This is a genomic window from Candidatus Dormiibacterota bacterium (assembly GCA_035544955.1).
Taxonomy (GTDB): domain Bacteria; phylum Chloroflexota; class Dormibacteria; order CF-121; family CF-121; genus CF-13.
Genome location: DASZZN010000033.1, coordinates 192753 through 206511, shown reverse-complemented (window position 1 = coordinate 206511; position 13759 = coordinate 192753). Strand labels below are relative to the sequence as shown.

Annotated in this window: 14 protein-coding genes and 1 pseudogene; 13 read left to right on the top strand and 2 right to left on the bottom strand. The window is 66.5% G+C overall.

Features of this window, described 5'->3' with window-relative positions; genetic code table 11:
- The first annotated feature begins 21 nt into the window (after positions 1-21).
- From thiE to groES, 9 genes are all read left to right on the top strand, one after another.
- Positions 22-687, top strand: a complete 666-nt coding sequence (gene thiE / locus VHK65_12195) for a thiamine phosphate synthase (GenBank protein HVS06904.1) — start codon at positions 22-24, stop codon at positions 685-687.
- The gene (thiS, locus tag VHK65_12190; protein ID HVS06903.1) at positions 687-1667 is read left to right on the top strand and encodes a sulfur carrier protein ThiS; all 981 of its coding nucleotides are present in this window, start codon (positions 687-689) and stop codon (positions 1665-1667) included. Before thiE ends, thiS begins: the two co-directional genes overlap by 1 nt.
- A gap of 26 nt (positions 1668-1693) precedes the next feature.
- Positions 1694-2659, top strand: a complete 966-nt coding sequence (thiL, locus tag VHK65_12185) for a thiamine-phosphate kinase (protein HVS06902.1) — start codon at positions 1694-1696, stop codon at positions 2657-2659.
- 10 nt (positions 2660-2669) lie between these two features.
- Positions 2670-3098 (top strand): tRNA (adenosine(37)-N6)-threonylcarbamoyltransferase complex ATPase subunit type 1 TsaE, encoded by a 429-nt coding sequence (tsaE, locus tag VHK65_12180; GenBank protein HVS06901.1) that lies wholly within the window; start codon positions 2670-2672, stop codon positions 3096-3098.
- Positions 3082-3726 carry a tRNA (adenosine(37)-N6)-threonylcarbamoyltransferase complex dimerization subunit type 1 TsaB gene (tsaB, locus tag VHK65_12175; protein ID HVS06900.1) on the top strand — a complete coding sequence of 215 codons (645 nt, stop codon included), beginning with the start codon at positions 3082-3084 and terminating at the stop codon, positions 3724-3726. The genes tsaE and tsaB overlap by 17 nt, the downstream gene beginning before the upstream one ends.
- On the top strand, positions 3723-4265 hold the full coding sequence (gene rimI, locus VHK65_12170; GenBank protein HVS06899.1) for a ribosomal protein S18-alanine N-acetyltransferase: 543 nt from the start codon (positions 3723-3725) through the stop codon (positions 4263-4265). The genes tsaB and rimI overlap by 4 nt, the downstream gene beginning before the upstream one ends.
- A gap of 20 nt (positions 4266-4285) precedes the next feature.
- A complete protein-coding gene (gene tsaD / locus VHK65_12165; protein ID HVS06898.1) occupies positions 4286-5269 on the top strand; it encodes a tRNA (adenosine(37)-N6)-threonylcarbamoyltransferase complex transferase subunit TsaD in 984 nt (327 codons plus the stop codon).
- A 68-nt stretch (positions 5270-5337) separates the two neighbouring features.
- Complete coding sequence (locus VHK65_12160; protein ID HVS06897.1) at positions 5338-6207, top strand: SGNH/GDSL hydrolase family protein; 870 nt, start codon at positions 5338-5340, stop codon at positions 6205-6207.
- 116 nt (positions 6208-6323) lie between these two features.
- A complete protein-coding gene (gene groES, locus VHK65_12155) occupies positions 6324-6626 on the top strand; it encodes a co-chaperone GroES (protein HVS06896.1) in 303 nt (100 codons plus the stop codon).
- Between the two features lie 41 nt (positions 6627-6667).
- Here the strand turns inward: groES and VHK65_12150 are convergent.
- Positions 6668-7006: pseudogene (locus tag VHK65_12150) on the bottom strand (redoxin domain-containing protein).
- 12 nt (positions 7007-7018) lie between these two features.
- On the bottom strand, positions 7019-7177 hold the full coding sequence (locus VHK65_12145; GenBank protein HVS06895.1) for a redoxin domain-containing protein: 159 nt from the start codon (positions 7175-7177) through the stop codon (positions 7019-7021).
- A 17-nt stretch (positions 7178-7194) separates the two neighbouring features.
- On the opposite strand from VHK65_12145, the gene VHK65_12140 reads away from it, so the two are divergent.
- The 4 genes from VHK65_12140 (at position 7195) to ligA (ending at position 13684) form a co-directional block, all read left to right on the top strand.
- The gene (locus VHK65_12140; protein ID HVS06894.1) at positions 7195-7833 is read left to right on the top strand and encodes a phosphoribosyltransferase family protein; all 639 of its coding nucleotides are present in this window, start codon (positions 7195-7197) and stop codon (positions 7831-7833) included.
- Between the two features lie 50 nt (positions 7834-7883).
- Entirely contained in the window at positions 7884-9350 is a 1467-nt protein-coding gene (locus VHK65_12135; protein HVS06893.1) for a DUF4388 domain-containing protein, read from the top strand.
- A gap of 78 nt (positions 9351-9428) precedes the next feature.
- Positions 9429-11627: a UvrD-helicase domain-containing protein gene (locus tag VHK65_12130; protein ID HVS06892.1), complete on the top strand. Its 2199-nt coding sequence runs from the start codon at positions 9429-9431 to the stop codon at positions 11625-11627.
- Complete coding sequence (gene ligA, locus VHK65_12125; GenBank protein ID HVS06891.1) at positions 11624-13684, top strand: NAD-dependent DNA ligase LigA; 2061 nt, start codon at positions 11624-11626, stop codon at positions 13682-13684. Before VHK65_12130 ends, ligA begins: the two co-directional genes overlap by 4 nt.
- The last annotated feature ends 75 nt before the right edge of the window (positions 13685-13759 follow it).

Here is a 13759-nt window from a genome sequence, read left to right as displayed (position 1 = left end):
TACTGCCGGGACACTGGACATATGGGAGTAGCCAAGGAACGACGTGAGCGACTCGCTCGCATGCGCCTCTACGTGATCACCGGCGATCGCGGTGATGCGGTCGAGACGGCGCGCATCGTGGAAGCGGCTCTCGAAGGCGGCGCCACCGGCATCCAGCTTCGGAAAAAGTTGATGCCGAAGCCCGAGCAATACCGGCTGGCGCTGGCGCTGCGGACGCTGACCCTTGAGCACGAGGCCCTACTCATCATTAACGATGATCCGGCTCTTGCGATCGCGGCCGACGCAGATGGGGTTCACCTCGGTCAGGACGATCTTCCACCTCAGGTGGTGCGAGCCCTTCCGGGGTTTGAAGGACGATTGATCGGCCGTTCCACGCACAGTCTCGCCCAGGCGCAACTCGCTGTCCACGAGGGCGTCGACTACGTTGCGGTCGGACCCGTCTTTCCAACTCCGACGAAGGAGGGCCGTCCCGCCGTGGGCTCGGCGCTCGTGTCCCGCGTCGCCGCGGTTATCGATCGGCCATTCCTCGCGGTCGGTGGCATCGACCTGGATAATGTCGGCTCCGTCGTTGACGCGGGTGCGCCAGCCGTCGCCGTCGTTCGCGCGATCTATGACGCGGCGGATCCTGCGGAAGCGGCCCGGCGCCTGCATGAAGCCCTCATGACACGACTCCAGGTAGCACGCTGATGAGCGACGTCACGGTCACGCTCAATGGGAAGCCGCGGAAGGTCCCCGAAGGGATAAGCCTGCTGGAGTTGCTCAAGGAGCTGGATGTGCAGCCTTCCCGGGTCGTGATCGAGCACAATCGCGAGATCCGCCGCAAAGAGGACTTCAAGACGGCGAAGGTGTGCGACGGCGACGAGCTCGAGCTGGTGTACTTCGTGGGTGGTGGATCACCAGCCGACGATGCCTTCCTTGTCGGCGGGCGGCTGCTGCGGTCGCGGCTGATCCACGGCACCGGGAAATTCGCCTCGAACGACGTGCTCGCGCGCTGCCTCGAGGCCGCTCAACCGGACATGATCACGGTCGCGATCCGCCGCCTGAACCTCGAGGGCGGTCGCTCCGAGCTGGAGGGGATCGACCTGCGCCGCTACACGCTCCTCCCGAACACCGCGGGCGCGACCAACGCCGAAGGGGCCGTGCGCCTCGCGCGCCTGGCCCGCGCCGCCGGTTTCTCCGACTTCATCAAGGTCGAGGTGGTCGGCGACGAAGACACGCTACTTCCGGATCCGCAGGCGACCCTCGAGGCGACCCGCCAGCTGGTCAAAGAGGGCTTCATCGTCATGGCCTACACGAGCGATGACGTGGTGCAGGCGATTCGGCTCTATGAGGCGGGTGCGGCCGCCGTCATGCCTGGCGCCGCCCCCATCGGCACGACGCTCGGGCTGCAAAATCTTTTGAACCTGGAGCTGATCGTGAGCAAGGTCAAGGTGCCGGTCATCGTCGACGCGGGTCTCGGCGTTCCCTCCGAAGCGGCGCGTTGCCTCGAGGCCGGTGCCGCCGCCGTCCTCGTCAATACGGCGATCGCTCGGGCGCAGAATCCACCCGAGATGGCGCGCGCCTTTGCCGAGGCGGTCGTTGCCGGCCGGCGGGCCTTCAAGGCGGGCCGGGCCCACATCGGCCTGAAGGCCGTCGCCAGCAGCCCCGTCGAGGGTCTTCCCGTATAGCCCGCCGGCCGCGGACGCTTGCGGATGTGGGCGAGCGCGGCCTCCTGCGGTCGATCGGTCGTTACCTGGATCCGCCGTCACGTGGGTTGCTGGTTGCGGCGCCAGCCGATGATGCCGCGGTGTGGCGCGGCGATCCCTTCGTGGTCGCGACCACCGACACCATGGTCGAGGAGATCGATTTTCGCCTGCAATGGCCCGGCTTTGATTTCCGCACCCTCGGCCGGCGGCTGGTCTCGATCAACCTCAGCGACCTGGCGGCGATGGGCGCGGAGCCGCGCTATGCGCTTATCGCATTGACGCTGCGCGGCACCTTGCCCGTTGCCGACGTCCGGCGTCTCTACCTAGGTGTCGCCGAACAAGCGCGACGCTTCAGCTGCGCGATCGCCGGCGGAGACCTGAGCGGGACTTTGGGCCTGCTCACCCTCACGGCGACGCTGATCGGCCGGCTCGACTCGGCGCGGTCGATGCTCAGGCGGCAAGGCGCACGGCCCGGCTGGCTCCTCGCCGTCACGGGCGCCCTGGGTGGCGCCGCCGCCGGTCTGCGGCTCCTCGAATCCGGGCGCGGGCCCGAGACCCGCGACGAGCGTGCCTGGGTCTCGGCCCAGCTCGATCCGACGCCCCGCGTCGTCGCCGGCCGCGTCCTCGTCGAGTCGGGCATCCGGGTTGGCGGTGACATCAGCGACGGCCTCTACCGTGAGGTCGAGCGATTGGTCGAGGGCGCGCGGCTGGGGGCGACCATCGACGTCACGCGGCTCCCACTGGCGCGAGGCCTGCGTCCGAAGGAATGGGGGCTGGCCGTCAAAGATTCGGAGGACTTCGAACTGATCTGCGCGGCCCCGTCCGCTCGCATCGCCGCCGCCAGGCGCGTCCTCGAGCGGATCGACCTCCCCTTGACGGTCGTCGGCGAGATCGAAGCCAGGCCGGGCATTCGGCTTCGCAACGGCACGCGTCTCGAAAGCGTCGAAGGAGCCGGCTACGAGCACTTTCGTTGAGACGGGATCGGTGGAGGAGACCCGCGAGCTCGGCCGCCGCCTCGGACAGGTGCTCGAGGCGGGAGACGTCATCGCCCTCGAAGGCGACCTCGGTGCGGGAAAGACCGAACTGGTGAAGGGGATCGCGGAGGCGCTCGGCGTCACGAGCGGCGTGCATAGTCCGACCTTCGTCTTGCACCACCGCTACCAGGGCCGTCTGCCCATCGAGCATTACGACCTCTATCGTCTGGAGGGGATGGCCTGGGTGGACACGGGTCTCGACGAACCGGCGCCGGACGCGGTGACCGTCATCGAGTGGCCGGATCGCGCCGACGTGCTCGACGACTGGGCGACGGTCCGTATCCGGTTGAACAGCACGGCGGAGACGCGGCGCCGGCTCACCCTGGTGCGCGGGCCCGACCGGATTTTGACGGTCTTCAAACATGCGCCTGGCGATTGACACGTCCGGCGTCGACCAGTCGCTGGTCGTTCTCGACGGCCGCCGGCTGCTCGCGGCCGACGACTGGGTGAGGGATCGAGCGGATCCGCCGGTGCTGGTCCGCCTGGACGCCGTTGTGAGACGGGCCGGCGGCACGCCTGACGACCTCGACGCGGTGGTGGCAGCGCGTGGCCCGGGGTCGTTCACGGGCCTGCGAGTCGGCCTCTCGCTGGCGGCCGGGCTGGCGTACGCCCGGCATATCCCGCTGTACGTCGCCGATAGCCTGCCCATCCTCGCCCGCCGAGCCACCGGCGATCCGGCCAGCGTGGCGCTGCGCGACGCGGGCCGGCGTGAGGTCTATGCCTGGCGCGAAGGGGAGGCGGCCCGGCGCCTGCCTGTGGATGAGCTTGCTGGCTGGTTGCCCGCCGCCGCCCGGGTCATGGTCGAGCCCGCCGGCAGCCTGGCTGGCTGGGTCCCGGGCCTGGCTCATCTCGAGGTGCCCCCGGCTGAACGGCGGCCCCTGAGCGCGGCGCTGCTGGACTCCGCCAATTGGACCTTCGATTCTCAAAAACCGCTGCGATATGATGAGGTGCAGGCGCTCTACGTTCAGCCCGCGGCCGCGGAGGAGCGCAGAAGGAAGGCCCCATGATGCAGTTGAAGTCCCGAACGCTCGTCGACGCCATGCGCGAGGAGGACATCCCCGAGGTGCAGGCGATCGAGCGTCAGATCTTTCCGACCCCCTGGCCGCGCAATGCTTACTATCGCGAGCTCCATCACAATCGCTCGGCCTACTATCTCGTGTTGCGCCGCGACGAGGAGATCGTCGGCTATGCGGGTCTCTGGAAGATGAGCGACGAGGCGCATATCACCACCGTCGGCGTGCGCGCCAATCAGCAGGGCAAGGGGTACGGCCATGCCCTGATGGCGGCGCTGATCCAGCGCGCCTATCAATTGGGCTCGCGCTGGCTCACCCTCGAGGTGCGGCCGTCCAACGACGTCGCCGTCCGCCTCTACGAGAAGTTCGGCTTCAAGGTCATCGGTCGCCGCCGTGGCTATTACACCGACAACAACGAGGATGCCATCGTGATGTGGTCGGACTCCATCCAAGCGCCCGGTTTCAAGAAGCGGTTCAACGAGATTCTGCAAACGCTCGAGATCGAAGGGCTCGACACCAGCACACCGCAGTAGCGCTCACGAACCGGCGCGTCCTGGCGATCGAGACCTCCTGTGATGAAACCGCCGCGGCGGTCATCGCCAGCGGGCCGCGGCTGCTCTCGAATGTCGTTCGTTCGCAGGATGCCCTGCATGCGCCCTTTGGCGGTGTCGTGCCGGAAATCGCGGCACGCGCGCACCTCCAGACGCTGGTCCCGGTGATCGAGCGAGCGTTAGAGAACGCGGCTACCCGCTGGGAGCAGATCGACGCCGTCGCGGTGACCAAAGGCCCTGGGCTGATTGGCTGCCTGCTGGTCGGCGTCAACCTCGCCCAGGCGATTGCCTGGGCCCGCAAGCTGCCGGTGATCGGCGTCAGCCATCTCGCCGCCCACGTCTTCGCCGCGCAGCTCGAGGAGCCCGAGGTCCGCCCCCCCGTACTCGGGCTGGTGGTCTCCGGAGGTCACAGTGACCTGATCCGCTGGCAGGAGGACGGCAACATCACCGTGATCGGTCGGACGATCGATGACGCGGCCGGTGAGGCCTTCGACAAGGGCGCGCGCATTCTCGGCCTGCCGTTCCCAGGCGGTCCGGCGATCGACAAGTTGGCGGCCGACGGTGATCCCAGCGCCGTCCGATTCCCGCGACCCCGCGCTCCCGGCCTCGACTTCAGCTTCAGCGGCGTCAAGACCGCGCTGCTCTACGAGGTCCGTAAACGGACGTCGATCTCCGACCAGGACCGCGCCGATCTGGCCGCCAGCTACCAGGAGGCGATCGTCGATGCTCTCCTCCAGCGCGTCGAGGCCGCCCAGGCCGCCGACCCTGCGCCGACCATCGTGCTGGGCGGGGGCGTCGCGCGCAACCGCCGGCTCCGGCAGGCCGCGCAGGCGCGTCTGGGGAAGACTGCTCGTCTCGTCATCCCCGCGCCGGAGCTCTGCACCGACAACGCGGCGATGATCGGCGCCGCGGCATTGATCGAGTGGGACCGGAGAGGACCCGATCCCGCGCCCTTCGACGCCGACCCAGGCCTCGGCTTTACGTAACCTGCGTTGACGCCGAAGCGTTGTCGTGGTATCGAATAGATCGCGTCCACCGAACAGGAGGGATACCCATGCGCTTACGCCTTGCCGCGATTTCGGTCGCCTTGCTCGCCGTCGTTGCCGGCGCCATGCCGGCGGCGGCATCATCCAATCAGCAGACGGAACCCGGGAAATACTATCTCTCGCTTGGCGACTCGCTGGCGTTCGGATTCCAACAGGCGACCTTCAACAGGATCTACCCAAATGAGCGCCCCGACGCCTTTCACACCGGATACACGAATGATTTCGCCCGGTTGCTGAAGTCCGCGAGGCCGGGCATCAAGACGGTCAACTATGGATGCCCGGGTGAGACGACGGTTTCGTTTATCAATGGGCCCTGTCCCTATCCCTTTGCCCTCCACAACGCCTACACGCAACCTTCGCAACTCGCAACGGCTTTGGCTTTTTTGGGGTCCCATCCCAACCGAGTAAGCCCGATCACGATCGACCTGGGATCGAACGACGCAACCCACGACTTGATCGAGGCATGCCCCGACCCGAACACCTTCGTGGCGTGCGTCACGGCGCGTTTGCCCGCTCTGCTCAATAAGGTCGGCACCAATCTCGCCACGATTGTCGCGACGCTTCATGCCGCATCGCCGACGAGCGAGATCATCGTTCTCGATCTCTACAATCCCCTGGCGGTGTCGATTCCCGCGTCCGATCAATTCGCCACCTTTATCGACAATACGATCAAGCTCGCCGCGACGTCCCAGGGTGCGCGGGTGGCCGATGTGTTCCCCGTCTTCAATCCCAGCGGGCCGGCGGAGGTTCCTACCCTGTGCCTGCTGACCGCCATCTGCACATCGCTCCATGACACACACCCGACCAACGCCGGCTATGCCGCAATGGCGCTGACGCTGTGGCAGGCCTCTGGCTACACCCGCGAGGACGACGACTAACCGCAGCAGGGGGTCCGGCCAGCGCCGGGCCCCTTGAAGGGCCTCGCCAAAGCGAGTATCATTAGCACTCGGGCTCACTGAGTGCTAATGTACTGTCACCATCTAAGGAGGGTTTCATGAAGCTACGTCCACTGGGCGATCGCGTCGTAATCAAGCCCGTCGAGCGGGAAGAGAAGACCAAGAGCGGGATCGTGCTGCCCGACACCGCCAAGGAGAAGCCGCAGGAAGGCCTGGTCGAGGCCGTCGGCAACGGCCGCTTCATCGAGACGACCGGCAAGCGCGAGCCGCTGGACGTCAAAGTCGGCGACCGCGTGGTCTACGCCAAGTACGCCGGCAGCGAGATCAAGCTCGACGAGACCGAGTACCTGATCCTCTCCGAGAAGGACATTCTGGCCGTCGTCGCCAACGGCAAGAGCTAACCCACTCGACCATGAACGGCCAGCCTTCGGGCTGGCCTTTTCTATTTCCCTTCCTTCGCTCGGGGGATCATGGGCAACGCCAGCATTGCCTCGGTCACCTGGGCGTACTGCTCCTGGCTGCGCCAGTCGTAGTGCGGGTTGCGCCAGCGGACGTAGCCTCGGTAGTCGACGAGGAACAGTGATCGCTGGGCCACGCCGCGCTCCTCGTTGAGGACGCCGTAGCGGCGGGCGACAGACTTGTCCCAATCCGCGAGGATGGGAAACGGGAGGTCGCCCAGGCTCTTCGCATAGGCCTTATGCGCCCAGATGTGATCCACGCTGAGCCCGAGTATTTCGGTCTCGGCCTTCACGAACTGCGGGTAATCACCTCGCAAGGAGCTGAGCTCATTCGTTCAACCGGGGCTGAAGTCGAAAACGTAGAAGGCCAGCAGCACATGCTTCTTGCCTTTGAACGAGGAGAGGGCAACCGGATCCCCGTCGGGCGTCCCCGGCAGGGTGAAATCGGGTGCCAGGTCTCCGACGCCGGGCATGGTCGGCGTGGCGATCGACATCGACTTATTGTAGTTCGGTGGTTTTTCGCGATCGGGTCGATGCTGGCGAGCAGCTGGCGGCAGCGCTGCAGCGCTACCGTGACCAGGGACGCACGGTCGTCCTTGGCATTCCACGCGGCGGCACGGTCGTGGCAAAGGCGATCGCAGTCGATCTCCATCTACCGCTCGGGATCTGCCCGGTTCGAAAGCTTGGCGCGCCCGGCAATCCCGAGCTCGCCATCGGTGCCGTCGACGATGATGCGGTACTCGTCTTCGATCGCCGGCTGAGCCAGCACCTCGGGCTCACCGAGGACGACCTCTTCCAGGCGGCTGCTCACCAGCGCGAGGAACTGCGCGCCTGGCTGGCGGCGCTGGGCGCGGGGGCGATGCCGTCGCTCGAGGGCCGAACCGTGATTCTGACCGACGATGGCGTTGCCACCGGGTACACGGCGCAGGCAGGTATTCAGACGGTTCGCCGCCGTGGCGCTCAGCGGGTGGTGCTGGCAGCCCCGGTCGCGCCGCCGGATACCGCCGCCTGGCTCGATCCGCTGGTCGATGAATTCGTCTGTTTGGCGACTCCGGAGCCGTTCTACGCGGTCGGGAACTTCTTCGAGGAATGGCCACAGGTCACCGACGACGAGGTTAGAGCACTGCTGCTGGCCGGTAACACGTTGTAGCGGGGGTTTTACACGGGCAAGGACAGCCTCCCATCGCCGGTTACAGCGGTGTGAAGCTCTTCGCCAAGGGCAAAGGGGAGCCGGCTGCCCGGTCCAAAGCCCCGGCGTTCAGCCCCATCGATCGTGTTGGGCTGCTCGGACTCCTCGATCAGGTGGTCAACAACAGCCAATCTGGCGTCCTGGAGCTCCGAGAGCCTCGTGGGGAGTGGGTCTATGCCTTTCAGTCCGGTGCGCTGACACATGCCCGCGGGGGCCGTGTCCGTGGCGCCCGTCAGGCCTTCGATCTCCTCTGGGAGTTCCAGAGCGGCGAGTTCACCTTTACGCCGGGCGTCAATCCCACCCTCGCTGGCAACCTCTATATCGATAAGGGCCGCCTGCTGGACCTGCTCCGACGCAGTCAGGCGGTGCTGCAGGGCCCCTCGGCTCCCTACATCCCGCCCGATCAGCAGCGGCCGATCGCGCCCGTCTACCGGACCTACTCGCAGCCGGTGCCAGGCCAGGTGCCACCGTGGCCACAGCAGGGGCCGCCACCGGGCCAGTATCCTGGCGCACCTGCCCAGGGAGCCCCTCAGGGCTGGCCGCCGGCTCCGCAGCCCGGAATGCCGCAAGCTCCCTCGTGGGGCGCTGGCGGCTACCCCCAGCAACCCGGTTATCCCGCCGCCCCCTATCAGCAGGGCGCCCAATACCCGGGCGCGCAGCCACAGGGCCAGCCGTACCCTCAGCAGCAGGGGTATCCCGGCCAGCCCCAGCCTGGCTACCCGGCCTATCCCCAGCAGGGGATGCCTCAACAGCAGCAAATGCCGCAGCAGGGGATGCCCCAGCAGCAAATGCCGCAGCAGCCGATGCCGCAGCAGCCAATGCCCCAGCAAGCGATGTCGCCACAGGGGATGCCGCTGCCAATGATGCCGCCCGTAGGGCCTCCACCGCCGGCTGCGCCCGCGGCGCCGACTCGGCCGCTGACGCCGCAGAGCTTTTCGGTGCCGCCGATGGCAATTCCCAAGAAACGAGACGCCATCCCCTCGTACCAGCCGCCGGCCGCGCCGATGCCGGCGCCGGCCGCTCCCGAGCCTGCCAAGACGGCCCCCAAGGACGACCTGGCGTCATTGCGCGCCAGCCTGGTCGCGCAAGCGCCGGCTGTGGCGCCCGCGCCGAGCGCGCCGACCTGGGGTGTCCGAACAGGTGATGGTACCGTGGCTCCACCGCCGGCCGCCGCCGGCCCAAAACGCAAGGGCAAGGATAAGACCGCCAAGACGAAGGGCGATTCGAAGCTCATGGCGAGCATCAATGTGCAACTGATCACGTTCCTGCTCTGGGCGTGCGAGCGTAAGTACTCGCCGGACGACCACTGGACGCTGAAGGACGCATTCGAGGTCTCGACGATGGAACTGCGCGATCAGTTCATCAGCACCTTCTCGGAGTCGTTCAAGGCGTCCAGGCAAAAGAGGAACGCCGAGGACGACGACGACACGGACAACATGGCCGCCGGCCGGATGCGCGGTCGCGGCCGCCGCCACTAGCGCGTCCGCCGCGCCGCCCTTTCGCGCGTTTTCGTTTCTGCGCTAACTGTGCCCGGTAGACTTGACTGCGTATTGACTGTGTCTTCTTCGCCTGCCGCGGAGCGGGCGATCGATCTCTTAGCCGGGCTGAACCCTCCGCAACGGGCGGCCGTGACCGCCGACGACGGGCCGCTGCTGATCTTCGCCGGCGCGGGTAGCGGCAAGACCCGCGTGCTCACCCACCGGATCGCCTGGCTGATCCAGCAGGGCCGCGCCGAGCCGGGCGAGATCCTGGCCGTCACGTTTACCAACAAGGCGGCGCGCGAGATGCGCAGCCGGGTCGAGAATCTTCTGAGTCTGGCGGCGGGCGCGATCTGGATGGGAACGTTTCATGCCATCGGCGTTCGGATCCTGCGGCGCGACGGGAGCGCCGATGGAATCGATCGCCATTTCGTCATCTACGACGAGGGCGATCGGCTGTCCGTCGTCAAGCGGGTCATGAACGAGCTGCGTCTCGATGAGAAGCGCTATCCGCCGGGTGGAATGGTGGCGCTGATCTCCCGCGCCAAAGACGAGGTCATCAACGGGGAGGACCAGTTGAAGGCGGCCGGCACCCACAACGAGGAGCTGGCGGCGCGGATCCGGCTCCGCTATGACGCCTTCCTCGAACTGAACAACGCGCTCGACTTCGACGATCTGCTGATGCGAACGGTTTGGCTGTTCGATCGGCACCCGGAGGTGCTCGAGAAGTACCAGAAGCGCTTCAAGTACGTGATGGTCGATGAGTACCAGGACACCAACCGGGCGCAGTACTTGATGGTCCGGCATCTCGCCGGTAAGCACCACAATCTCGCCGTCGTGGGGGACGATGACCAGTCGATCTACAAGTTCCGCGGCGCCGACGTGCGCAACATCCTGTCCTTCGAGCACGACTACCCGGATGCGCAGATCGTCAAGCTGGAACAGAATTATCGATCGACGCAGGTCATTCTCGACGCCGCCTACCACGTCATCAAGGCCAATCCCAACCGGGCTGCGAAGCGGCTTTGGACCGAGCGGCCGGGCGGGGCGAAGCTCGTCGTGGCGCAGACCTACGACGAACAGGAGGAGGCGCAGGCGGTCGCGCGCGAGGCGTTACGCCTGGTGGCGGAAGGCGACCACCGCCTTGGTGACATCGCCGTGCTCTATCGCACCAACGCGCAGTCCCGCGCGCTGGAAGAGGTCCTGCTCCGTCGGGGCGTGCCCTACCGGCTCATCGGCGGCCTCCGCTTCTACGAGCGGCGCGAGGTCAAGGATGTGATGGCCTACCTGCGCCTGATCGCCAACCCGCAGGATACGCTCAGCTTCTCGCGGATCATCAACGTTCCGCGCCGAAAACTCGGCGAGAAATCGCTGGCGCAGCTTGGCTACTGGGCCGACGCCCATGGCACGACGGCATGGGACGCGCTCACTCGCCTCGACGAGATGTCGGAGCTGGCCCCGGCCGCTCGCGGCGCCCTGGCCGATTTTCGCGACCTCATCGACGAGGTTCGCGCCGCCTCGCAGGAGCGCCGGCTCGTGGAGACGATTGACCTTCTGCTGCTGCGGACCGGGTACGAGCGGTATGTCAAAGAGACCAGAACCGACGGCGACGAGCGCTGGGCGAACGTCCTCGAGCTGCGAGGGCTGGCCTCGGAGTACGACGGGCTGCCCCCCGGCGAGGGATTGCAGGCGTTCCTCGAGGAGACCGCGCTGATGAGTGACGTCGACACGATGGACGAACGCGCGCAGGGCATGACCCTGATCACGCTGCACATGGTCAAAGGCCTCGAGTTTCCGGTGGTATTCATGCTGGGCATGGAAGAGGGGCTCTTCCCCCACAGTCGGAGCCTCGACTCGCCCGAAGAACTCGAAGAAGAGCGGCGCCTGGCGTATGTCGGGATGACCCGGGCGAAGGACCGCCTCTACCTGTTTCACGCCTTCCGGCGACATCTGTTCGGCAGCGCCAACCTGAACCTGCCGTCCCGCTTTCTCAAGGACATACCGCCGAACCTGGTCGACGGATCGGCGGGCATTCCGCAAGGCGTTCCCGAGCGCGGGATGGCACCGGCCCGCGCTATCGAGGCAGCGCGTCCATCGGCGCCGGTCGAGCTTGTGCAGCGCTACCAGCCGGGCGACCAGGTCGAGCACCGCTCGTGGGGCCGCGGCACCGTGCTGAAGAGCACGATGACCCGCACCGATGAGGAGATCATCGTGAAGTTCGACCGGGTCGGCATGAAGATCCTCGCGGTCAGCCTGGCGCCCATCGTCAAAGTGTGAGCAAGCCGCAGCAAACGCCTCAAACGCTGGCATCGCACGTTCCGCGCGGCTCGCGTGGGCCGGCGGGCCCGGAGCAGGCGCGGGCCCGCGCGCTGGAGCTGCGCAGACTCATCGAGCGCGCGAACCGGCAGTACTACGAGCTCGACCAGCCCGAGATCACTGATGCGGAGTACGACGCACTGTTCCGCGAGCTCGTCGAGTTGGAAACGCAGTACCCGGAACTGATCACGCCGGACTCACCCACGCAGCGGGTCGGAGGGCCGCCTTCGGACGCCTTTGCGAAGGTCACGCACCGGACGCCGATGCTCAGTCTTTCCAACGCGTTCGACCGCGATGAGGTGCGGGAGTTCGACAAGCGAGTTAGCCGAGCGCTAGGCGACGTCAAGGTCGAGTACGTCACCGAGCTGAAGATCGATGGGCTGGCGATGAGCCTGCTGTACGAGGACGGCCGCTACAAGATCGGGGCCACCCGCGGCGACGGCTACGTCGGCGAGGACGTGACGCCGAACGTCAAGACGATTTCCAGCGTTCCGCTTTCGGTGACGATCCCGGCCGAGTTTCCCAAGGCGTTCGAAGTTCGTGGCGAGGTGTACATGCCGAAGCGGAGCTTTCAACGGCTCAACGCCGAGCTGGCCGCTGAAGGCAAGCCCCTCTTCGCCAACCCACGCAATGCCGCCGCCGGAGCCGTCCGCCAGCTCGATCCGCGCATCACGGCCCGCCGCCGCCTCGACACCTTCATCTACGCGCTTGACCCGCCCGGCGGGGCCGAGAGCCAGGAGCAGATCTTGATGCGCCTCGCGGAGATGGGCTTCCACGTCAACGAGAACCGCCGGCTCCATGCCGATATCGACGCGGTGATCGCCTTTCTCGACGAGTGGCAGGAGAAACGAGACGGGCTCGATTACGAGATCGACGGGATCGTGATCAAGGTCAACGACCTCGGCCAGCAGGCGGAGCTCGGCTTCGTTTCGCGCAGCCCTCGTTGGGCCCTCGCTTTTAAGTTTCCGCCGGAGCAGGCGCAGACCGTCGTCGAGGAGATCAAGGTGTACGTCGGACGAACCGGCGCAATTACGCCGGTCGCCTGGTTGACGCCTGTCCAGATCGGAGGGGTCACGGTCAGCCGCGCGACCTTACACAACGAGGACGAGGTGGCGCGCAAAGACGTGCGGCCGGGCGACCAGGTCATCATCCAGCGCGCCGGCGACGTCATCCCCGAAGTCGTCCGCGTGCTGAAGGAGAAGCGCGCCAAGTCGAGCCGGCCGTGGCACATGCCGAAGAAATGCCCCGAATGCGGCACGGACCTAGTGCGCGAGCCCGGTGAGGCTGCCACGCGCTGTATCAATCCAACGTGCCCCGCCCAGGTCCTGGAACACCTACGGCACTTCGTCGGCTCGCTCGACATCGAGGGCCTGGGCTACGCCACCCTCCAGCAACTGATCGATCGGAAGCTGGTTAAGGACCCCGCCGACCTCTATCACCTGACGAAGGAGCAGTTGCTCACCCTCGACGGATTTGCCGACAAGTCGGCGCAAAACCTCCTCGACCGGATCGCCGCCGGCAAATCGACGACATTGCTCCGGTTTCTCGCTGCGCTCGGCATCGCCCATGTCGGCTGGACGATGGCCGGCTTGCTGGGCGACCACTTTGGAACCCTGGACCGCCTGCGGTCCGCCAGCATCGAGGACCTTCGGGCGATCGGCGGCGTCGGCCCGACCGTTGCGGAAGACGTCCACCAATACTTTCAGCGGCCCGAGTCTCGGCGGTTGCTCGAGCGGCTGCTCGCGGCGGGCATCCAAATCAAGAAACCCGAACGGCGCGAGGGCCCGCTCACCGGCAAGACCTTTGTCCTGACCGGCACGCTGAGCTCGTTGACCCGAGGGCAGGCTGAGGAGCGGATCAAGGGCCTGGGGGGAGCAATCGGGCCGAGCGTGTCGAAGAAGACCGACTACCTGGTCGTTGGCGCCGACCCCGGTTCGAAGCTGGAGAAGGCACAACGGCTCAAGATTCCCATCCTCGACGAGGCGGCCTTCCTCGAGCTCCTCGGGAACGTCTCCTGACAACCTAGGCACGGTCACTCGGGGATACAGGGGATCGCAGATAACGCTGGGTGAACGCTATCAGAATTTGTAACG

Excerpts from the sequence above, each read along its gene's own strand:
- tsaB (HVS06900.1), top strand. The coding sequence starts at position 3,082 with ATGCGCCTGGCGATTGACACGTCCGGCGTCGACCAGTCGCTGGTCGTT.
- thiS (HVS06903.1), top strand. The coding sequence starts at position 687 with ATGAGCGACGTCACGGTCACGCTCAATGGGAAGCCGCGGAAGGTCCCC.
- VHK65_12145 (HVS06895.1), bottom strand. The coding sequence starts at position 7,177 with ATGTCGATCGCCACGCCGACCATGCCCGGCGTCGGAGACCTGGCACCC.
- thiE (HVS06904.1), top strand. The coding sequence starts at position 22 with ATGGGAGTAGCCAAGGAACGACGTGAGCGACTCGCTCGCATGCGCCTC.
- groES (HVS06896.1), top strand. The coding sequence starts at position 6,324 with ATGAAGCTACGTCCACTGGGCGATCGCGTCGTAATCAAGCCCGTCGAG.
- rimI (HVS06899.1), top strand. The coding sequence starts at position 3,723 with ATGATGCAGTTGAAGTCCCGAACGCTCGTCGACGCCATGCGCGAGGAG.
- VHK65_12160 (HVS06897.1), top strand. The coding sequence starts at position 5,338 with ATGCGCTTACGCCTTGCCGCGATTTCGGTCGCCTTGCTCGCCGTCGTT.